At 63.3% G+C, this 19262-nt stretch carries 18 protein-coding genes, 1 tRNA gene and 1 pseudogene; 11 read left to right on the forward strand and 9 right to left on the reverse strand.

Annotated features, from left to right (window positions below):
* Window positions 1-24: 24 nt before the first annotated feature.
* Window positions 25-927: a cytochrome c oxidase subunit II gene (gene coxB, locus FEV53_RS05280; RefSeq protein WP_142833771.1), complete on the reverse strand. Its 903-nt coding sequence runs from the start codon at window positions 925-927 to the stop codon at window positions 25-27.
* Window positions 928-1087: 160 nt separating this feature from the next.
* Between coxB and tldD the strand changes: the two genes are divergently transcribed.
* The 9 genes from tldD to FEV53_RS20790 all read left to right on the forward strand — a co-directional run bounded on the left by tldD (window position 1088) and on the right by FEV53_RS20790 (window position 11641).
* Window positions 1088-2509, forward strand: a complete 1422-nt coding sequence (tldD, locus tag FEV53_RS05285) for a metalloprotease TldD (protein WP_142833772.1) — start codon at window positions 1088-1090, stop codon at window positions 2507-2509.
* A 161-nt stretch (window positions 2510-2670) separates the two neighbouring features.
* On the forward strand, window positions 2671-3789 hold the full coding sequence (dprA, locus tag FEV53_RS05290) for a DNA-processing protein DprA (protein ID WP_484217475.1): 1119 nt from the start codon (window positions 2671-2673) through the stop codon (window positions 3787-3789).
* Between the two features lie 88 nt (window positions 3790-3877).
* On the forward strand, window positions 3878-6571 hold the full coding sequence (gene topA / locus FEV53_RS05295) for a type I DNA topoisomerase (protein ID WP_142833774.1): 2694 nt from the start codon (window positions 3878-3880) through the stop codon (window positions 6569-6571).
* A 111-nt stretch (window positions 6572-6682) separates the two neighbouring features.
* Complete coding sequence (locus FEV53_RS05300; RefSeq protein ID WP_142833775.1) at window positions 6683-7387, forward strand: CoA transferase subunit A; 705 nt, start codon at window positions 6683-6685, stop codon at window positions 7385-7387.
* Complete coding sequence (locus tag FEV53_RS05305; protein ID WP_142833776.1) at window positions 7387-7566, forward strand: hypothetical protein; 180 nt, start codon at window positions 7387-7389, stop codon at window positions 7564-7566. The genes FEV53_RS05300 and FEV53_RS05305 overlap by 1 nt, the downstream gene beginning before the upstream one ends.
* A 3-nt stretch (window positions 7567-7569) precedes the next feature.
* Window positions 7570-8196 (forward strand): 3-oxoacid CoA-transferase subunit B, encoded by a 627-nt coding sequence (locus FEV53_RS05310; protein ID WP_142833777.1) that lies wholly within the window; start codon window positions 7570-7572, stop codon window positions 8194-8196.
* A 106-nt stretch (window positions 8197-8302) separates the two neighbouring features.
* Window positions 8303-10741 carry a ligase-associated DNA damage response DEXH box helicase gene (locus FEV53_RS05315; RefSeq protein ID WP_142833792.1) on the forward strand — a complete coding sequence of 813 codons (2439 nt, stop codon included), beginning with the start codon at window positions 8303-8305 and terminating at the stop codon, window positions 10739-10741.
* A gap of 15 nt (window positions 10742-10756) precedes the next feature.
* Window positions 10757-11470, forward strand: coding sequence for a ligase-associated DNA damage response endonuclease PdeM (gene pdeM, locus FEV53_RS05320; RefSeq protein ID WP_142833778.1), 714 nt, complete (start codon window positions 10757-10759; stop codon window positions 11468-11470).
* A 12-nt stretch (window positions 11471-11482) separates the two neighbouring features.
* Entirely contained in the window at window positions 11483-11641 is a 159-nt protein-coding gene (locus tag FEV53_RS20790) for a hypothetical protein (RefSeq protein WP_185962111.1), read from the forward strand.
* Between the two features lie 60 nt (window positions 11642-11701).
* On the opposite strand, the gene FEV53_RS05325 is transcribed toward FEV53_RS20790, so the two are convergent.
* The 7 genes from FEV53_RS05325 to dapF all read right to left on the reverse strand — a co-directional run bounded on the left by FEV53_RS05325 (window position 11702) and on the right by dapF (window position 18205).
* Complete coding sequence (locus FEV53_RS05325) at window positions 11702-12286, reverse strand: MOSC domain-containing protein (protein WP_142833779.1); 585 nt, start codon at window positions 12284-12286, stop codon at window positions 11702-11704.
* Between the two features lie 198 nt (window positions 12287-12484).
* On the reverse strand, window positions 12485-13357 hold the full coding sequence (locus tag FEV53_RS05330) for a cytochrome c1 (protein ID WP_142833780.1): 873 nt from the start codon (window positions 13355-13357) through the stop codon (window positions 12485-12487).
* A gap of 8 nt (window positions 13358-13365) precedes the next feature.
* Complete coding sequence (locus tag FEV53_RS05335; RefSeq protein ID WP_142833781.1) at window positions 13366-14709, reverse strand: cytochrome b; 1344 nt, start codon at window positions 14707-14709, stop codon at window positions 13366-13368.
* 12 nt (window positions 14710-14721) lie between these two features.
* Window positions 14722-15300: a ubiquinol-cytochrome c reductase iron-sulfur subunit gene (petA, locus tag FEV53_RS05340; RefSeq protein WP_142833782.1), complete on the reverse strand. Its 579-nt coding sequence runs from the start codon at window positions 15298-15300 to the stop codon at window positions 14722-14724.
* A gap of 171 nt (window positions 15301-15471) precedes the next feature.
* Window positions 15472-16071 carry a glutathione S-transferase gene (locus FEV53_RS05345; protein ID WP_142833793.1) on the reverse strand — a complete coding sequence of 200 codons (600 nt, stop codon included), beginning with the start codon at window positions 16069-16071 and terminating at the stop codon, window positions 15472-15474.
* 50 nt (window positions 16072-16121) lie between these two features.
* Window positions 16122-17375, reverse strand: coding sequence for a tRNA (N(6)-L-threonylcarbamoyladenosine(37)-C(2))-methylthiotransferase MtaB (gene mtaB, locus FEV53_RS05350; RefSeq protein WP_142833783.1), 1254 nt, complete (start codon window positions 17373-17375; stop codon window positions 16122-16124).
* Window positions 17372-18205: a diaminopimelate epimerase gene (gene dapF / locus FEV53_RS05355; protein WP_246100735.1), complete on the reverse strand. Its 834-nt coding sequence runs from the start codon at window positions 18203-18205 to the stop codon at window positions 17372-17374. Before dapF ends, mtaB begins: the two co-directional genes overlap by 4 nt.
* A 91-nt stretch (window positions 18206-18296) precedes the next feature.
* On the opposite strand from dapF, the gene FEV53_RS05360 reads away from it, so the two are divergent.
* Window positions 18297-18372 (forward strand) — tRNA-Lys (locus FEV53_RS05360).
* A gap of 227 nt (window positions 18373-18599) precedes the next feature.
* Here FEV53_RS05360 and FEV53_RS05365 read toward each other — a convergent pair.
* Window positions 18600-18944, reverse strand: a pseudogene (locus FEV53_RS05365) (integrase core domain-containing protein); the annotation flags it as partial.
* Between the two features lie 140 nt (window positions 18945-19084).
* On the opposite strand from FEV53_RS05365, the gene FEV53_RS05370 reads away from it, so the two are divergent.
* Window positions 19085-19262, forward strand: a 178-nt coding sequence (locus tag FEV53_RS05370; protein ID WP_185962112.1) for a transposase, incomplete at its 3' end; no start/stop codon positions are given.

Below are 19262 nucleotides of genomic sequence, written 5' to 3' on the forward strand. Positions count from 1 at the left end.
TCACGCCGGCCTCCAGGGTTCAGATCAGTTGGCCGCCGAAGCGTCAGCGACTTCGCGCGGCGTACCGCCGTACTCGGCGATCGCCCAGTCCAGCCACTCTTCGTACTTCTCTTCGCTCACGACCTTGACCGTGATCGGCATGTAGGCGTGAGAGATACCGCAAAGCTCGGAGCACTGGCCAAAGTAAACGCCCTCTTCCTCAGCCTTGAACCACAGCTCGGCCAGGCGACCCGGAACACCGTCCTGCTTCACGCCGAAGGCGGGCACCGTCCAGGAGTGGATCACGTCAGCGGCAGTAACCTGCACGACGATGGTCTTGCCAACAGGGACGACCATGGCGGTGTCGGTGGCCAGACGGAACTCGTCTTCGGTATAGCCAGCGGCTTCGAGCTGGGCGCGGACCTCCTCGGTCATGCGGTTGTCGCCGCCGGTGGCCGGAGCGCCGATCATGTAGCTGTCGAACTGGAAACCGTGATCGGGATACTCGTAACCCCAATACCACTGGTAGCCGGTGGTCTTGATGGTGATATCGCCCTCTGGGATTTCCTGCTGATTAAACAGAATCGGCAGCGAGAAGGCACCAATAAACATCAGGATCAGGATCGGCCCGACGGTCCAGGCGATCTCGAGCGGCGTGTTGTGGGTGAAGGTCTTCGGCGTCGAGTTGGCTTTCTGATTGTAACGCAGCAGCACAAAGCCCAGCAGACCAATCACGAAGATGGTGATCACAGTGATGATGACCAGCACCATGCCGTCAAGCCACTGGAGATCCCGGGCGAGACTGGTGGCGGCAGGCTGAAAGCCAATGCCAGAGGCGGTCGGGGCGCCAATAATCGGCAGATCGCCAACCGGGTTACCGTCCTGCGCCAGCGCGGCGGCCCCGTAAAACAGCGAAGCGAAAGCGGTCAGAAGTGTGCGTGCGCGCATCGAGTGATCCTGTTCGGCTCTTGTCGGTGGACGTCCCTTTGGCAGATGATACCCCAGAGCGCGCCCTTCATTCGTGACGGGTATGAACCATATATGACGCTGAACAGCAAGCTACCGGATTGCATCAATCGGACGCAGTCCTATTCAGACAGGAGCCCCCATGACCGACGCCCCGTTCCGACCGCTCTCTGACCGCATCGACGAGGCCGCCGCGCAGAGGGCCCTCGCGCGGGCCTGCGATGGCGCCGAGGATGGCGAGATCTTCTTTGAACGGCGTCGTTCCGAAGGGTTGGTCTTTGATGACGGGCGCCTGCGCAACGCGTCCTACGATGCGACCGAAGGGTTTGGCCTGCGGGCCGTCAAAGGCGAGGTCTCCGGTTACGCCCATTCCACCGAACTGAGCGAATCCGCCCTGCTGCGGGCCGCTGAGACTGCCCGGCTGGCCGTGGGCAATGGCGGCGGAAAGCTGGCCCCGCCCCCTGCCGCGACCAACCGGCGGCTCTATGGCGACAGCGATCCCATGGCCGATGCGGGATTCGGGCTGAAGGTGGAGACCCTGCGCGAGATCGACGCCTTTGCCCGCGACCTCGATCCGCGCGTCGTGCAGGTCAGCGCCTCCCTCGGGGCCTCGCTGCAAGAGGTTGAGATCCTCCGCCCCGACGGCCAGATCCTGCACGACACCCGCCCCATGACCCGGATTAACGTCTCGGTCATCGTCGACGAAAACGGTCGGCGTGAACAGGGCGGCGCAGGCGGCGGCGGACGGCACGGGCTGAGCGGCCTGATGGATCGCGACCACTGGCAAGGGCTGGCCCGTGAAGCGCTAAGGATTGCGCTGGTGAACCTGTGCGCCGAACCCGCCCCGGCGGGCGTCATGGACGTGGTGCTCGGTCCCGGCTGGCCCGGCATCCTGCTGCACGAAGCGATTGGCCATGGGCTCGAAGGAGACTTCAACCGCAAGAAAAGTTCCGCCTTCGCCGGGCTCATGGGACAGCGAATCGCGGCTCCCGGAGTGACGGTTCTTGACGACGGCACCCTGCCCGACCGGCGCGGTTCGATCACCATTGACGACGAGGGCACGCCCTCCGCCGCCAATGTACTGATCGAGGACGGGATTCTCGTGGGCTACATGCAGGACCGCCAGAACGCCCGCCTGATGGGCGTCGCACCCACCGGCAACGGGCGCCGCGAGAGCTACGCCCACGCGCCGATGCCGCGGATGACCAACACCTACATGCTGGGCGGCACCGAAGATCCCGCCTCCATCGTCGCCGGGCTCGAAGACGGGATCTACGCGGTGGGATTTGGCGGCGGGCAGGTGGACATCACCAACGGCAAGTTCGTGTTTTCCTGCACTGAGGCCTATCGGGTGAAAAACGGTGTCGTCGGAGCTCCGGTCCGTGGCGCGACCCTGATCGGCGACGGTGCGACAGCGCTGAAGCAGATACGGGCCATCGGCTCTGACATGGCGCTTGATCCCGGCATGGGCAATTGCGGCAAAGCCGGGCAGTGGGTGCCGGTTGGCGTCGGCCAGCCGACCTTGCGAATCGGCGGGCTTACCGTGGGAGGCTCGGCCGCCTGACAGCGACCCGTCCCCCGCCAGATATCGCAAACGAAAAATTCATGCATTCCGAGATGTTAAGTATGGGGATGCAATTCAGGCGATAATGTTAACCCTGTGTTAACCCTGCTGAACGAAAACTTGAGAGGCAAGTCGGCGGAGACAGACGGTTCTTGGAGCAAATCCCTTCCCCATCCCCTCTCACCCCCCCACACACCGAGGAAGATTGGATCGGATGGCTCCGCCTCTTGCGCTCTCACCGGGTCGGCCCGGTAACCTTTCGCAAATTACTGGTACAATTCGGATCCGCTGGAGCCGCGCTGGATGCGTTGCCCGGTCTCGCCAAATCCTCTGGCAGCCCGCGCTACACCCCCTGCTCTGAGGCCGACGCCCGGCGTGAGCTGGATCTGGGCCGCGCGGCTGGCGCCCGCCCTGTCGCACTGGGCAGCGATCTTTATCCCGCGGCTCTGACCGAATTGCCCGACGCCCCACCGCTGCTTTGGCTTCGTGGGCATCCCGAATTGCTGCACCGGCCCACCATCGGCATGGTTGGCGCCCGCAATGCCTCAACCCTCGGACGTCGGATGGCTGCCAGCCTTGCCCATGGGGTCGGCGCCGCAGGTTATGTGGTCGCGTCAGGTCTTGCGCGAGGGATCGACGGAGCTTGCCACGAAGCCGCGCTGGAGACCGGAACGGTCGCCGTCATCGCCGGGGGCATCGACATCGCCTACCCGCCCGAGCATGAGGTGCTGATGGCTCGGATTGCCGCACGTGGCCTTTTGATAAGCGCCCGCCAACCCGGATTGAGCCCGACCGCGCGGGATTTCCCCCGCCGCAACCGGATCATCGCCGGGCTCTCCCGCGCCGTCATCGTTGTCGAGGCGGCGCTGAAATCCGGCTCCCTGATCACCGCACGCGATGCGCTTGATCTCGGGCGCGAGGTGCTGGCGGTGCCGGGCCATCCATTCGACGGGCGCGCGGGTGGCTGCAATGCCCTGATCCGCGACGGTGCCACGCTGATCCGCGGACCACGTGATGTCCTTGACCATCTGACCGTCGAAAGCCCTGCCAGCCGCCCCGAGCCACCAATCACAGACAGTCCCCCGCTGCGCGCCTCGTCTGGGGATCTCGCCCGCCGCATTCTCGACCATCTGGGGCAGACCCCCACCCCTGAGGACCTCCTGATCCGCGATCTGGGACTGCCGGCCGCCGAGGTTGCCCGGCAGCTGACCTTGCTGGAACTTAGCGGCCAGATTGCGCGCGATCCAGGGGGTGGCGTTCTGCTCCAGCCCCCCTCCTGACCGGGAGTTTCAGGCCCGCTCAATTGACAAAGCCCCCATTCCTCCCACATCTAGCGCCGAATTTGTGATCGCCCCAGAGGGAGCCTCCATGCCAGTCGTTGTCGTCGAATCGCCTGCTAAGGCCAAGACAATCAACAAGTATCTCGGCTCGGACTACACGGTCCTGGCATCTTATGGGCATGTTCGCGACCTGCCACCAAAGAACGGTTCCGTCGATCCCGACAACGATTTCCACATGGAATGGGAGGTCGGAAGCGACTCCCGGAAGCACGTCAAGGCCATCGCCGATGCGCTGAAAGACGATCCGAAGCTAATCCTCGCCACCGACCCCGACCGCGAGGGGGAGGCGATTTCGTGGCACCTTGAAGAAACGCTTCGCAAGCGCAAGGCGATCAAGAAGGATACCGAAGTCAGCCGCGTGGTGTTCAACGCCATCACGAAAAACGCCGTGACCGAGGCGATGAAGAACCCGCGTCAGGTCGACGCACCGCTGGTCGAGGCCTATCTGGCCCGCCGCGCGCTCGATTATCTGGTGGGCTTCAACCTGTCGCCGGTCCTTTGGCGCAAGCTCCCCGGCGCGCGGTCAGCGGGGCGGGTTCAATCTGTCTGCCTGCGCCTCATCGTAGAGCGCGAGATGGAGATCGAGGCGTTCAAACCCCGCGAATACTGGTCGGTGAAGGCTCTGCTGGAGACTCCGCGCGGCCAGACCTTTACCGCGCGGCTGGTGACGCTGGCGGGCAAGAAGCTCGACAAGTTCGACCTTGCCGACACGGTCCAGGCGGAGATGGCCGTACAGGCGATCGCGTCCCGCGCGCTCTCGGTGATGAAAGTCGAGGCCAAGCCCGGCACCCGCCGCCCCTCCGCGCCCTTCATGACCTCGACGCTCCAGCAAGAGGCCAGCCGCAAGTTTGGTATGGGTGCGCGCCAGACCATGTCCGCCGCCCAGCGTCTCTACGAGGCCGGACACATCACCTACATGCGGACCGACGGCATCGACATGGCCCCCGAGGCCGTTCATGCCGCCCGCGACGCAATCAAGGATCGCTATGGCGCGGAATATGTGCCGTCGAGCCCGCGCATGTACAAAAACAAGGCCAAGAACGCACAAGAAGCCCACGAATGTATCCGCCCGACCAATATGGCGGCGGATGCGGGTCGGCTGCGGCTCACCGATCCCGACCAGCGCAAGCTCTACGATCTGATCTGGAAACGCACTTTGGCCAGCCAGATGGAAGCCGCGCGGCTGGAACGCACCAGCGTCGACATTTCCGATCCCCATCAGGACGTGGTGCTGCGGGCGACCGGGCAGGTCGTGCTCTTTGACGGCTTCCTGAAGATCTACGAAGAGGGCCGCGACGAGCCGCTTGAGGACGATGACGCCCGCCTGCCGCAACTGTCCGAGGGCGAAAAAACTCCCTTTGCCAAGGGTGGTCTCGCCGCCGAGCACGCCAAAGCCGAGGTCTCGCATCTCTCGGAGGACGGCGCGACCCTCGCGCTCCAGCACCACACCCAGCCGCCACCCCGTTATACCGAGGCCACGCTGGTGAAACGGATGGAAGAGCTCGGCATCGGGCGTCCCTCCACCTATGCCTCCATCGTGACCACGATTCAGGATCGCGGCTACGTGCGCAAGGACGGCAACCGTCTGTTCCCCGAGGACAAAGGCCGCCTTGTCACGGCGTTTTTGACCAATTATTTCAAGCGCTACCTCGAATACGACTTCACCGCCGATCTGGAACAATCCCTCGACCACGTCTCAGCGGGGGATGAGGATTGGAAGGCGCTCCTCTCCCGCTTCTGGCGCGATTTTTCGGCGGCGATCGAGGAAACCTCCGAGCTGCGCATCACCGAGGTGTTGGAGAAGATCAACGAGGTGCTTGAGCCGCATCTTTTCCCGCCGACCGAAGACGGCTCCGACCCGCGGCTTTGCCCCAATTGCGGTCAGGGACGCCTGTCCATGCGCACTGCACGGTCCGGCGGCGCCTTTATCGGCTGCTCCAACTATCCCGAATGTCGCTTCACACGCCCCTTCGGCCCGCCGCTGGAGGGCGAGGCTGCCGAGAATGCGATCCCGCCCGAGGGCAAGGTTCTCGGTGAGGATCAGGGCGACAAGATCTACGCCTTCAAGGGACGGTTCGGCCCCTATGTTCAGCGGGGCGAGGTGACCGAAGAGAACAAGAAACCCCCGCGCCAGTCGATCCCCAAGGGCTGGACGCCCGAGGAAGTGGATCTGGAACAGGCGGTGCGACTCTTGTCCCTGCCCCGTGAAATCGGCCCGCACCCCGAGGATGGGGTGATGATCTGGGCCAATATCGGACGCTATGGCCCCTACCTGAAGCACGCCGACACGATCAGTCACAAGGGCGGCACCAACGCCAACCTTGAGAGCGTTGAGGATGTCTGGGAGATCGGCATGAACCGCGCCGTTCAGGTGCTGGCGGATAAGCCCAAGCGCGGTAAACCCAGCGCCGTCAAACCGTTGCGCGAACTGGGCGAGCACCCGGAACGCGGCGGGCCGGTCAACGTGATGAAGGGGCGCTACGGACCGTATGTGAAGTGGGACAAGGTGAACGCCACTATCCCCGAGACCATCGAGCCTGAGGCGATCACCCTCGATCAGGCTGTCGAGTTGATCACGGAGCGTGAGGCGAAGGGAGGCAAGAAAACCACCCGCAAGGCCGCGCCTCGGAAAACCTCCGCAAAGAAAACGACAGCCAGGAAACCGGCGGCAAAAAAGACCACGACCCGCAAGACCGCCGCAAAGAAGGCTTCGTCGGAGTAAGGCGCTCTTGGGGCGGGGGATAACATCTCCGCCCCCGTTTTAGCGCCAACAAGCGTTGACCTCCTCCGCCCGCGTCCCGATAGATGGGGCAACACAGAGGAGACGCTGCACATGCAGAAAATCTACGACTCGGCCGAGGCGGCGCTGGACGGGCTCCTGCGCGACAACCTGCTGATCGCCGCCGGGGGCTTTGGCCTCTGCGGCATTCCTGAACTCCTGCTCGAAGCGATCCGCAAGAGCGGCGTCAAGGGCCTGACCTTCGCCTCGAACAACGCGGGAGTGGATGATTTTGGCATCGGCATCCTGCTGCAGACCAAACAGGTCAGGAAGATGATGTCCTCCTATGTGGGCGAGAACGCCGAATTCATGCGCCAGTATCTGGAGGGTGAGCTGGAGGTCGAGTTCAACCCGCAGGGCACTTTGGCCGAGCGTATGCGCGCCGGCGGCGCCGGCATACCGGGCTTCTACACCAAAACCGGCGTCGGGACCCAGATTGCCGAGGGCAAGGAGCATAAGGACTTTAACGGCGAGACCTACATCCTTGAGCACGGGATATTTGCCGACCTCGCCATCGTCAAGGCCTGGAAAGCCGATGACACCGGCAACCTGATCTTCCGCAAGACCGCCCGCAACTTCAACGTCCCCGCAGCCACCTGCGGTCGGATCTGCATTGCCGAGGTCGAGGAAATCGTCCCTCGTGGCAGCCTTGACCCCGATCAGATCCATCTGCCCGGCGTCTATGTGCATCGGATCGTTCAGGGCGAGCACGAAAAGCGCATCGAACAGCGCACCACCCGCAAGCGTGAGGAGGCATAATGGCCCAGATCGACCCCAGCCTTCGCGAAGCAACCGAAACGTTCCTCGACGAGGCGGCCAGCATCGCGACGAAGAAATTCGGTGCCGATGCCGTCCGCGACAATCCGGGTCTAACGACCGATATCGCCCTCTTCATGAGCAACCTTATCGTGGCCCAAGCCACCCGCAGGAAAGGCTAAACCATGCCCTGGGACAGAAATCAGATGGCCGAACGAGCCGCTCAGGAGCTCGCCGATGGCATGTATGTGAACCTCGGCATCGGCATCCCCACGCTGGTGGCGAACTATACAGGTGACAAGGACATCACGCTGCAATCCGAAAACGGGATGCTCGGCATGGGACCTTTCCCCTTTGAGGGCGATGAGGATCCCGACCTGATCAACGCGGGCAAGCAGACCATCACCGAACTGGAGCGCACAGCCTATTTCGACAGCGCCACCTCCTTCGCCATGATCCGCGGCGGCAAGATCGCCTGCGCGATCCTCGGCGCCATGGAGGTGAGCGAAAAGGGCGATCTGGCCAACTGGATGATCCCCGGCAAGCTCGTCAAAGGCATGGGCGGGGCGATGGATCTCGTGGCCGGTGTGGGTCGCGTCGTGGTGGTGATGGACCACACGAATAAACATGGCGACTCCAAGGTCCTGCGCGAATGCACCCTGCCCCTGACGGGCAAGGGCGTGGTCGATCTGATCATCACCAATCTCGGTGTGCTCGAGGTGGGCCATAAGGGCCTCCACATCCTCGAATGCGCCCCCGGTGTAACGCGCGAAGACATCCGCGCCGCGACCGAGGCCACGATCGTCGACTGACGCCCCTGGGGCGGGCCGCTGCGGGTCCGCCCTTCATCTTTCCACAAGTACCCCGGGGGAGGTCGCTGCAGCGGCCGGGGGCAGCGCCCCCATGAACGGTTTCGTCATGTCCCAGTTGCCCGACAGTTTCGCCCGGTGGTTCGCCTCTCGCGGATGGTCGATCCACCCCCATCAGCAGCAGATGCTGGATCGCGCCGACGCGCCCGCGCTGCTGCTCATTGCGCCTACGGGCGGCGGCAAGACACTGGCGGGGTTTCTGCCGAGCCTCGTGGACCTCGCGGACGGAACGCATCAGGGGATGCACACGCTCTACGTCTCGCCGCTGAAGGCACTGGCTGCCGATATCCGCCGCAACCTGACGGCGCCTGTCACCGAGATGGGCCTACCCATCCGGATCGAGGACCGGACGGGGGATACCTCCTATACCCAGAAGCGCCGCCAGCGCGCCGACCCACCCCATATCCTGTTGACCACGCCCGAGAGCCTCGCGCTGATGCTCAGCTACGAGGACGCGCCGCGCATCTTTGCGGGACTGAAGCGGATCGCCGTGGACGAAATCCACGCGCTGGCAGAGTCGAAGCGGGGTGATCAGTTGATGCTGGCGCTCTCCCGATTGCAATCGCTGGTGCCCGGGCTTCGACGAGTCGGCCTGTCGGCCACGGTCGAGGATCCCGACGCCATTGCGGGCTTTCTGGCGCGCCACCCGGACCCCTGTCCGGTGCTCTACGCCGATCCGGGGCCGGAGCCGGACATCTCCATGCTCATCGCCGCCGCGCCGCCGCCCTGGGCCGGGGGGGGCGGGCGCTACGCGATCCCCGAAGTGCTGGAACAGGTCCGCCAGCACCGGACCACGCTGATTTTTCACAACACCCGCGCGCAGGCGGAGATCTTCTTTCACGAGCTGTGGCTTCAGAACGAGGACGCCCTGCCCATCGGCATCCATCACGGCTCGCTCTCCCGCGAACAACGGGCGAAGACCGAGGCGGCCATGGTGGCGGGCCAGCTCCGCGCCATTGTCTGCACCGGCTCGCTGGACCTCGGGATCGATTGGGGGGATGTCGATCTGGTGATTCAGGTCGGCGCCCCGAAGAACGTGAAACGTCTTGTCCAGCGCATCGGCCGCGCCAATCACCGCTACAATGCCCCCTCTAAGGCGCTGCTGGTCCCCGCCAACCGCTTTGAGGTGGTCGAGTGTGTCGCTGCGCTGGAGGCCGTAAAGGCGCGAGATCTGGATGGCGATCCGCGCGGCCCGGGTCCGCGGGACGTTCTGTGCCAGCATCTGCTGATCTGCGCTGCCTCGGCTCCATTCGATGCGGATTCGCTTTACACGGAGGTCACAACCGCTGGACCCTACCGCGCGCTGAGCCGTGCCGATTTTGACGCCTGCCTCGATTTCGTGGCCACCGGCGGCTACGCCCTCCGGGCCTATGATCGCTGGCAAAGGCTGGTCGAGCGCGATGGCCTCTGGCAGCTCCGCGACCCCCGCAGCGCGACGCGGATCCGGCAAAATATCGGCACGATCATGGATACCGACCTCCTGAAGGTGCGGATGCGGGGCCGGGGGGGCACACCGCTGGGCGAGATCGAAGAGGGCTTTGCCGCCACGCTCTCACCCGGTGACACCTTCCTCATCGGGGGGCAAATCGTCCGGTACGAGGGTCTGCGCGAGATGGTGGTGGAGGTCAGCCGCCGTGCGGATAAGCCGCCGAAGATCGCGACTTTCATGGGCACGAAATTCGCCACCTCGACCCAGCTTTCGCACCGTATCCTGCGAATGTTCCAGCAGGACGACTGGCCCGAACTGCCCCCGGCCACCCGCGATTGGCTGCACTTGCAACGGCGCGCGTCGAAACTGCCCGAACCGGATCGGCTGCTGGTTGAGAGCTTTCCCTGGATCGGACGGCATCACACCTGCATCTACGGTTTCGCCGGGCGCAACGCCATGCAGACGCTGGGCCTACTGGTCACCGCCCGAATGGAGGCCGGAGGGCTCGACCCGCTGGGATTTGTCGCCACAGACTACGCCACACTGATCTGGGGGCTGGAGCCAGTTGCCGAGCCCGGTGCGCTGTTTGCGGGCGACAACCTGCGCGAGACTTTCGAGACCTGGCTGTCCGGCAACGCGGTGATGAAGCGGACCTTCAAGCAGGCCGCCGTCATCACCGGCCTCATCGAGCGTCAGACGCAAGGCCAGCGCAAGAGCGGCAAGCAAGCGACGTTTTCTTCGGATATTCTCTACGACACGCTGCTGAAATATGATCCCGACCATCTGCTCATGGACATCACCCGCGAGGAAGCGCTCAAGGGGTTGGTGGATTTCGGCCGAATCGAGGAAATGCTGGCCCGCACGTCCGGACGCATCGACCACGTGATCACCGACCGCCCGACGCCGCTCGCCGCGCCCTTGTTCCTAGAGGCCGGACGCATCCCCGTCGAGGGGGCTGCCACTGACCGGTTGCTAGCCGATGAGGCGGAGCGCCTGATGAGTGGCACCGGGCTGGAGATGAGCGCCGAGGATCAGCGACGGTGGCGCGTCCCATTCTGAAGCTTGCGCAAGACGATGCAAAGCCGTATCGAACGCAGCGTGAACACCTGTGTCTTTACTCTTCGCGATGAAACGCTGCACGTCCTGCCGTCTGGCGGGCTCTGGTGGCCCGACCAGCAGAGCCTGATTGTCGCAGATCTACACCTCGGGAAATCCAAGCGGATCGCCCGGCGTGGCGGTGGATTGCTGCCCCCCTATGAAGGTCTCGACACCCTTTTTCGCCTCGACGCGGATATCACGGCGACCGGCGCGGCGCGGGTGGTTTGTCTTGGGGATAGCTTTGACGACGATGCCGCTCAAAGGGCCCTCGGATCTGCAGAGCAGGAGCTCTTGTCTCGGCTGCAAAAGCAGTGCGACTGGGTTTGGGTGACGGGCAATCATGATCCCGGCGTCGGAGGGCTGAGCGGGACTGTTCTAAGCGATATGCGGCTCGGGAGCCTGACTCTGCGGCACATCGCGGAGGCGGGAACCGACGGCGAGCTTTCGGGACATTACCACCCCAAGGCGCGGCTGACCCTGCGTGGAAAAACAATCTCCCGCCCCTGCTGTCTTGTCGACCAGTCACGGGCGATCCTACCGGCTTATGGCACATACACGGGCGGGCTGGACTGGCGAGACAAAGCGTTCAACGGTTTGTTCGAGGCACAAGCGATGGCGATTTTGACAGGGCAGAGACCGTGCCGCGTCCCTTACCGGGGCGGAGAAATCTCTGCGTCATCACATGTCTGAAGGGGCTCCCGAATGAATCTGCGAATTTCGCAGGTAGAGGACTTGGGCGGCCCGGCGGGAGAGGACCGGAGCCGCCCTGTCGGTCAGGTGTCAGACGAGAATGGCTGTGGCGAGAGCCATGCCGAAGAAAACACCGCCATGAATTGCAACGATCAGTCCGGTCATCTGTAAATCCTCCGTGGTTGAAAATGTAAGTCTGCAGCGACAGGCAAAGTTCCGCCGAAAATAAAATTATTCTCCTTTCCATGCCCGTTGGTTCGGAATGTGCAACCGGAGAGGATCCCCGATTCGCAATGTGCCGGGCCGTTCGACCCAGGCTGTCACGCCACGCAAACCTGCGGCGGCGGATTTGAAGCGTTTACCCGCGTCACCGATCTGTTCGACAAGAGTTTTCGCGACGAGCGTACAGGGCTCGTTCTGCATATCGACGACCAGCGTCGTTCCGTCCGGTGCTTGCAGCCGAGAAGAGGGCGGGATGTAGCTGAAATCGGGTAGACCTTCGATTGCAATCGAAGCGCCCAGCCACGCCGGGTCCAGCCGCTCCACGTCGAGACCACGGGCAATGGTGTCCAGCTCCTCGACTGAGACGATGGCGATTTGCCGGGTATTTGCGATTTCGGTGCCTCTTGGATGCTGGGCAAGAACACGCGCACATGATGGACGCGTCCGGCCCGCGTGGACCTCTCCCTCCAGACCGTCGAAACTCAGCGGCATCTCCCCCACCGGCTCCCCGTCGATTTCCAGACGGTCCCGGTGCGGCACCCGACCAAGCCAGGCAATGCGTCCGGAATGTTCTGTCGGCATCAGCGCTGGCATACGGCATCCAATCTTACAGTTCTAAAATAACTACTAAAATCAAGGTTTGGCAGAAGCCCCAACGATAGGTTGCATTTTCGAATCGGGACACGTCAAAGAAAAAGCGGCGGCGCGGCAGAAAAGAGGGCAAGCCGTACCCCACACGCAAAAAACCCGGCCACTGGGGCCGGGTTTTCGTCGTCTCAAACGGTGCGCCGATCAGGCGTCCGCGTGATCCTTGTACTTGCGCTTATGAGGCGCCCAGATCCGCTTGTTGGTCAGGTACAGCAGCGCGGCCAGCACAGACAACATCACGACGCCGGTGAAACCTGCCTGCTTGCGGGCGGCGAGCTTCGGCTCAGCGGTCCACATCAGAAAGGCCGCGACATCCTGGGATGTCTGCTCGATGGTCGCGGGAGTGCCGTCCTCATAGGTCACGTCGTCGCCATAGAGGGGCTGCGACATGGCGATCCAGCTGCCCGGATATTTGTGGTGACCGTCCTCGTCCTTGCACTCGTCGGGATAGCCGCCCGCGGCGAAGGCCGAGTTGTAGTAGCCGTCGAAATCCTCCGGAGCGCAGGAGGGCGGATCCTCGTAGCTGGCCAGCAGGGTCGCGATGTATTCCGGACCACCCATGCCCTTGAAGAGCTGGTTCAGGCCGGAGCCAACGGGGCCGTGAAAGCCTGCACGTGCCTTGGCCATCATGCTGAGATCGGGCGCACCGGCACCGTTATTCTCGTTGAAATGGTCGGTCGGCTTGGCGGGGCGATAGTCGCCCTCGCCTTCCAGCAGAGACTGGTCGAACACCTCGAACTGCGCGGCATAGGCGCGGACCTGCTCCTCGGGGAGGCCGGGACCACCCTCATCACCCAGCGTGCGGTAGGGCACGTATTTCAGGCCGTGGCAGGCCGAGCAGACCTCGGTGTAAACCTGCAGGCCACGCTGGAGCTGGAACTGGTCGTAGGTGCCGAACGGACCTTCGAAGGAGAAGTCATAGTCGGTGACATGCGCTTCGCCTCCGGCGGCCACGGCCGCCCCGGTCAGTCCCAGGGCAACAGCGGCGCTCAGCGTCAGGGTCTTGAGCATACTCATCCTCTTTCTCACTCGGCCGGGGTCGCGGCGGACGTCGTGGAGCCCTCGGCCGGGGCATAATGGCTGGCAAAGTCTTCTTCGATGGTCGCGGGCTGAGCCAGCGGCTTTTCGAAGATGCCCAAGAGCGGCAGGACCACCAGGAAGTAGCCGAACCAGTAGGCCGACGCGATCAGCGAGATCGTGGCATAGGGCTCCTCGGCGGGCATGGCGCCGCACCACATCAGCACGAAGAAATCGAGGATGAAGAGCCAGTACCAGATTCTGAACATCGGGCGATAGCGACCCGAACGGACCGACGAGGTGTCGAGCCACGGGGCCAGCGCCATGACGATGATCGCGCCGAACATGGCAACGACACCGAAGAACTTCGCATCGACGATGCCGCCGGTGACGAAGCTGGCGATCTGCACGACCCAGACCTCGCCCGTGAAGGCGCGCAGGATGGCGTAGAAAGGCAGGAAGTACCATTCGGGCACGATATGCGCCGGGGTGACCAGCGGGTTGGCTTCGATGTAGTTATCCGGGTGGCCCAAGTAGTTCGGCATGAATCCGACCACGGCGAAGAACACCGCCAGGATAACGGCCAGCGCGAACAGGTCCTTGATCACGAAGTAGGGCCAGAAGGGCAGCGTGTCCTTTTCGGCTTCTTCCTTCGAGCCACGGCGCACTTCTACCCCAGTGGGGTTGTTGTTGCCGGTGGTGTGGAAAGCCCAGATGTGAACCATCGTCAGGCCCGCGAGGATCATCGGCAGCAGATAGTGCAGCGAGAAGAAGCGGGTCAGGGTGTATTCGCCCACCGCAGGTCCACCCAGCAGCCAAGTCTGGAGCGATTCTCCGATGAACGGAATGGCGCCAAACAGGCCGGTGATCACGGTCGCGCCCCAGAAGGACATCTGACCCCAGGGCAACACATAGCCCATGAAGGCGGTGCCCATCATCAGCAGGTACATCAGGATACCGATGATCCACGTCACCTCACGAGGCTCCTTGTACGAGCCGTAATAGAGGTTGCGGAAGATGTGCAGATACACGGCCACAAAGAACAGCGAAGCACCGTTCATGTGCAGGTAGCGGATCATGAAGCCGCCATTCACATCGCGCATGATGTGCTCGACGGAGGCAAAGGCTGTCTCGGTCGAGGGGATGTAGTGCATCACCAGCACGATGCCGGTGGCGATTTGCAGCACCAGCGTAAAGGTCAGCACAATGCCCCAGATCCACATCCAGTTCAGGTTCTTGGGCGTGGGGATCATGATGGTGTCGTACATGAGTCCGACAACCGGCAGACGGCGATGCAGCCAACGCTCGCCGCCGGTCTTCGGCTCGTAATGGTCGTGGGGGATTCCGGCCATATTCAGGTCTCCTTATCCCAGAACGATAGTGTCAGTGCCGTCAAAGGCCGCAACCGGCACCGGCAGGTTTTCCGGCGCGGGACCTTTGCGGATCCGGCCAGCCGTGTCGTAGTGGGAGCCGTGGCAGGGGCAGAACCAGCCGCCGAACTCACCGGCACCATCGCCCAGCGGCACACAGCCGAGGTGGGTGCAGACACCCATCATCACCAGCCATTCTTCGCTGGTATCCTCGTCCGACATTTTCAGCGCGCGGTTGGTGTCGATTGCCGGCGCACCGGCCTCGATATTCGCGTTGCGCGCATCGGGATCGGGGAGGCTCGACACGTCAACGGCGTTGGCTTCCTCGATCTCCTTTTCCGTGCGGCGACGGATAAAGACGGGCTTGCCCAGCCAGAAGGCGGTGATCTGGGTGCCGGGCTCGACGCCGCTCACATCCACGCGGATGGAGGACAGGGCCTGCACATTGGCCGAGGGGTTCATCTGGTTGACCAGAGGCCACACTGCAGCACCGGCAACCACTGCGCCGGCCCCGCCCGTGGCATAGTAGAGGAAGTCGCGGCGCGTTCCGCCGGTATCGTCTGCGTGGGACAAGGGGTCTCTCTCCTTACTTGCAACCCGGCGCAGACGACCTAAATCAACCGTCTGCACAACGGTTCGTCGCGGACGGTCTAACGGTTCCGCGCGGCTGGGTCCAGCGGACAAACCTGCGCACCTCGAAAGACCGTGCCGTGAGCGCCACGCGCCTCTGAATGGACACGGTCGTCAGCCCTCGGGTGCGGTTAGCTTGAATGACTCACGCTCGGCGATCCGCGCCTCGAACGCCGCCAGACCAGGACGCCCCTTGCGCCAGGTACGCGCCTCGAACCGGAAATCGAGATAGCCCAGCGCGCAGCCGAGGGCGATCTGACCCATGTCGAGCGGCGCGGAGAGATGGCTCAGCCAGCGTTGCTCCAGCACATCAAGGGCGCGGGTGACCTTGCCCCATTGGGCTTCGACATAATCGGCGAACCGGATTTCTTCGGGGCGGACCTTGGCCTCATAGACCATGAGCACCGCGGCATCCATGATTCCGTCCGCCGTCGCCTCCAGCGTCAGCACGTCCCAGAGGCGGCTCTCGGGGTAGAGTTTGGCATCCGCGCGGACGTCAAGGTAGCGACAGATCACCCGGCTGTCATACAGCGCGGGGCCGTCGGGGCGCAGCAGACACGGGATTTTGCCCAGCGGATTGTGATTCTCCGGGTTGGGCGCCAGCGGCGTCTGCACCGAATCACGCAACCGGGTCTCGTCCGCGAGGCCAGTTTCATGGAGAACCACCCGCACTTTGCGGGCAAAGGGGGACGGGGCAGAGTAAAACAAATCCATCATGGGAGCGAGCTTAGCCGTTCCGCCGGACTTGTCTGCAAAATTCTGCGTCAGGCTATCAGATGGCTAGCGGTGGCGCCCTTGATGGTCAGAGTGCTGATCCGCCCCTCGGTCTGAGGCTCGGCCACGCGGACCTCCGCGAACTGCTCGGTCCGGCCCATCGTGTGGCTCTCCATCAGCACCCGATGGGTTTGCCCCACCTGCGCCGCCATATGCCGCGCCGCAGCCCGGTCACCCACCTCGCGCAGACGCGCGGCACGGTCCTTGATCAGCCCTCGATCCAGCTGAGGCATCCGCGCGGCAGGCGTGCCGGGACGCGGGGAATAAGGGAAGACATGCAGCCAGGTCAGATCGCACTCCTCCACCAACCGCAGGCTGTCGGCAAAGTGATCCTCAGTTTCGGTCGGAAAGCCCGCGATAAGATCGGCACCAAAGGTGATCCCTGGCCTCAGCCGCCGCGCCTCCTGACAAAAGGCGATGGCATCATCCCGCAGGTGCCGGCGCTTCATCCGCTTGAGGATCAGGTCCGCCCCGTGCTGGAGCGACAGGTGCAGATGGGGCATCAGCCGCTCTTCCCCGGCAATGGCCCGCATCAGCGCGTCATCGGCCTCGATCGAATCAATCGAACTGATTCGCAGACGCGGCAGCTCGGGCACGAGTTTCAGGATCCGCATGACCAGATCGCCCAGACGCGGCTGCCCCGGCAGATCCGCGCCCCAGGAGGTCATATCGACCCCGGTCAGCACGATCTCCTCAAAGCCCCCGGCCACCAGCCGCCGGATCTGGTCCACCACGACCCCGGCGGGCACCGAGCGCGAATTGCCCCGGCCAAAGGGAATGATGCAGAAGGTGCAGCGGTGATCACAGCCATTCTGCACCTGCACATAGGCCCGCGAGCGCGTCCCGAAGCCGTCGATCAAATGCCCCGCCGTCTCGGTCACCGACATGATATCGTTGACTTGCACGCGCTCGGTCTCACCGGTGAAATCCGGCGCCAAGGCGGCCCAGCGCGCGGGATCCATCTTTTCGCTGTTACCGAGGACGGTGGTCACCTCCTCCATGGCCGCAAAGCTCTCCGGCTCCGTCTGTGCCGCGCAGCCCGTTACCACGATTCGCGCACCGGGATTGTCGCGGGCGAGCTTACGAATGTCCTTCTTGGCCTTTCGCACCGCCTCGGCGGTCACTGCGCAAGTGTTGACGACGACAAGGTTCTCCAGCCCTGCCTGCCGCGCCATGGTCTGCATTGCCTCGGTCTCATAAGCGTTCAGCCGACAGCCATGGTTAGAGAAGACCGGCGCGGTCATGATACCGCGCTCAGCCACTCGGCGCGAAACACACCGTCGAACACATGCGCCGTCGGCCCGGTCATCCAGACGCCATCCTCGCGCCAGTCGATCAGCAGCGTGCCGCCATCCAGATCCACCGTGACCTTGCGCCCCGTCAGCCCCCGCCGCGCCGCCGCCACGGCAACCGCACAGGAGGACGAGCCAGAGGCCCGGGTGATCCCGGCGCCCCGCTCCCACACCCGCATCCGCAGCCGGTCCGGGCCTGAGACATGGGCCACCTGCACATTGGTCCGCTCGGGAAACAGCGGATGGTGCTCGTGCTCGGGACCGAATCGCTCCAGATTCACAGCCTCGGCGTCTTCGACGAAGAAACTGCAATGGGGATTGCCCATGCCCGTCGCCACCGGATCGCCGTCGATGGGTAGATGATCGAGATCCACTGACCGCGCCAGCGGTACCGCCTGCCAGTCCAGCAGCGGCGCCCCCATATTCACCGCCGTCAACCCGTTCCCGGCGTCCTCGGCATCGAGTACCCCCCGCTCGGTCTCCAGCGTTACTGCGCGCTGCCCGGTCTCCTCCATGAGAAACCGCGCGATGCATCGCGAGGCATTCCCGCAGGCCCCCGAGAGCGACCCGTCGGCATTCCAAAAAACAAGCCGGACATTCGCAGCGTCGCTCCGATCAATGGTCGCAAGCTGGTCAAATCCAACCCCGAACTGCCGGTCCCCTATCGCACGCGCAAGGGTGGCCGTCACAGGAACGGGCTCCGCGCGACGGTCGATCACCACGAAATCATTGCCGAGCCCATGCATCTTCATGAACCGGAGGGGGGAGAGAGCTTGTATCATGACGGTCCGCATATAGAGACTGCGTATTTACAAGAAAAGTCTCTCATTTCCGCTTGACGCCTCTGAGGGCAAACTCTAAACGGCCCCTCGTGAGCCGATAGCTCAGTTGGTAGAGCAACTGACTTTTAATCAGTAGGTCCAGGGTTCGAGCCCCTGTCGGCTCACCATCACAACCAACTTTGTCGGGCGACACCCGATTTAGTCATTGTTGAGAGGTCTCTGTCCATTTGTGACAGGCATCTTCTTCATTCGCCTTGCGGACGCACAGGTAAGCTGGCGTCCCGACTCTCCGTTTGCTTGGGCCGCTTCGGAGGAGGCCAGTCTGGTTTTCAGCACTTGGGTTTTTAACATTCGTTCACGTGAGCAGCTCCGCTGGGGTGGTCCAGTTTGAATGTTAGTGCATGACTGGCTTCCGGTCCGTTTCCGGTGCCGGTGGGCGGTATCTCAAGGCACTGTTTGGACGCTTCGTGTTGTAGTGCCGCCTCCATCGCTCGATCAGGATTTGGGCCTCGCGCAGGCTGGAGAAGATTTCTCCGTCGAGCAGTTCGTCGCGGAACCGCCCGTTGAAGCTTTCGCAATAGCCGTTTTCCCAAGGGTGAGGCGGAGCAGTAATTGGTCGGGGGATCAATTCCCCAACGAACGGCTCGATGTAAGCCGTCTTTGCGCGGACGGCACCGATCCAGTCCCGGACGGCCTGGGCGACAAACTCCGGACCATTGTCCGAGCGTATGAAGCTCGGCTTGCGCTCTGCCTTAATGGTTAGTGTCCGCGCACGTGGTGTAATTTCTGCGCCTTCAACGGTGTAATGCCGGGTGGCCATCGAGGTGTATGGTCAGGTGGAGTTTGACGACTTCAACCACGCACCACACGGAGCCCCCGATGACCAAGACCAACATGGACCTTTCCGAACGTCTGGCCAAGCAGGACGGCGGCGATTTTCTTCGCACCGTCGCCGAGGCCGTTTTGCAGCTGATCATGGAGGCTGACGTCGAAGGCCTGATTGGCGCCGGTAAGCACGAACGGGCTGATCAACGCACGACCTGGAGGAACGGGTATC

Origin of the sequence: Palleronia caenipelagi (assembly GCF_007004065.1) — a bacterium.
In the GTDB taxonomy this organism is placed as follows: domain Bacteria; phylum Pseudomonadota; class Alphaproteobacteria; order Rhodobacterales; family Rhodobacteraceae; genus Palleronia; species Palleronia caenipelagi.

Excerpts from the sequence above, each read along its gene's own strand:
- mtaB (WP_142833783.1), bottom strand. The coding sequence starts at position 17,375 with ATGACCGCGCCGGTCTTCTCTAACCATGGCTGTCGGCTGAACGCTTAT.
- tldD (WP_142833772.1), top strand. The coding sequence starts at position 1,088 with ATGACCGACGCCCCGTTCCGACCGCTCTCTGACCGCATCGACGAGGCC.
- FEV53_RS05345 (WP_142833793.1), bottom strand. The coding sequence starts at position 16,071 with ATGGATTTGTTTTACTCTGCCCCGTCCCCCTTTGCCCGCAAAGTGCGG.
- FEV53_RS05310 (WP_142833777.1), top strand. The coding sequence starts at position 7,570 with ATGCCCTGGGACAGAAATCAGATGGCCGAACGAGCCGCTCAGGAGCTC.
- topA (WP_142833774.1), top strand. The coding sequence starts at position 3,878 with ATGCCAGTCGTTGTCGTCGAATCGCCTGCTAAGGCCAAGACAATCAAC.
- pdeM (WP_142833778.1), top strand. The coding sequence starts at position 10,757 with ATGCAAAGCCGTATCGAACGCAGCGTGAACACCTGTGTCTTTACTCTT.
- FEV53_RS05335 (WP_142833781.1), bottom strand. The coding sequence starts at position 14,709 with ATGGCCGGAATCCCCCACGACCATTACGAGCCGAAGACCGGCGGCGAG.
- coxB (WP_142833771.1), bottom strand. The coding sequence starts at position 927 with ATGCGCGCACGCACACTTCTGACCGCTTTCGCTTCGCTGTTTTACGGG.
- FEV53_RS05305 (WP_142833776.1), top strand. The coding sequence starts at position 7,387 with ATGGCCCAGATCGACCCCAGCCTTCGCGAAGCAACCGAAACGTTCCTC.
- FEV53_RS20790 (WP_185962111.1), top strand. The coding sequence starts at position 11,483 with ATGAATCTGCGAATTTCGCAGGTAGAGGACTTGGGCGGCCCGGCGGGA.
- FEV53_RS05315 (WP_142833792.1), top strand. The coding sequence starts at position 8,303 with ATGTCCCAGTTGCCCGACAGTTTCGCCCGGTGGTTCGCCTCTCGCGGA.
- FEV53_RS05300 (WP_142833775.1), top strand. The coding sequence starts at position 6,683 with ATGCAGAAAATCTACGACTCGGCCGAGGCGGCGCTGGACGGGCTCCTG.
- FEV53_RS05325 (WP_142833779.1), bottom strand. The coding sequence starts at position 12,286 with ATGCCAGCGCTGATGCCGACAGAACATTCCGGACGCATTGCCTGGCTT.
- dapF (WP_246100735.1), bottom strand. The coding sequence starts at position 18,205 with ATGATACAAGCTCTCTCCCCCCTCCGGTTCATGAAGATGCATGGGCTC.
- FEV53_RS05330 (WP_142833780.1), bottom strand. The coding sequence starts at position 13,357 with ATGAGTATGCTCAAGACCCTGACGCTGAGCGCCGCTGTTGCCCTGGGA.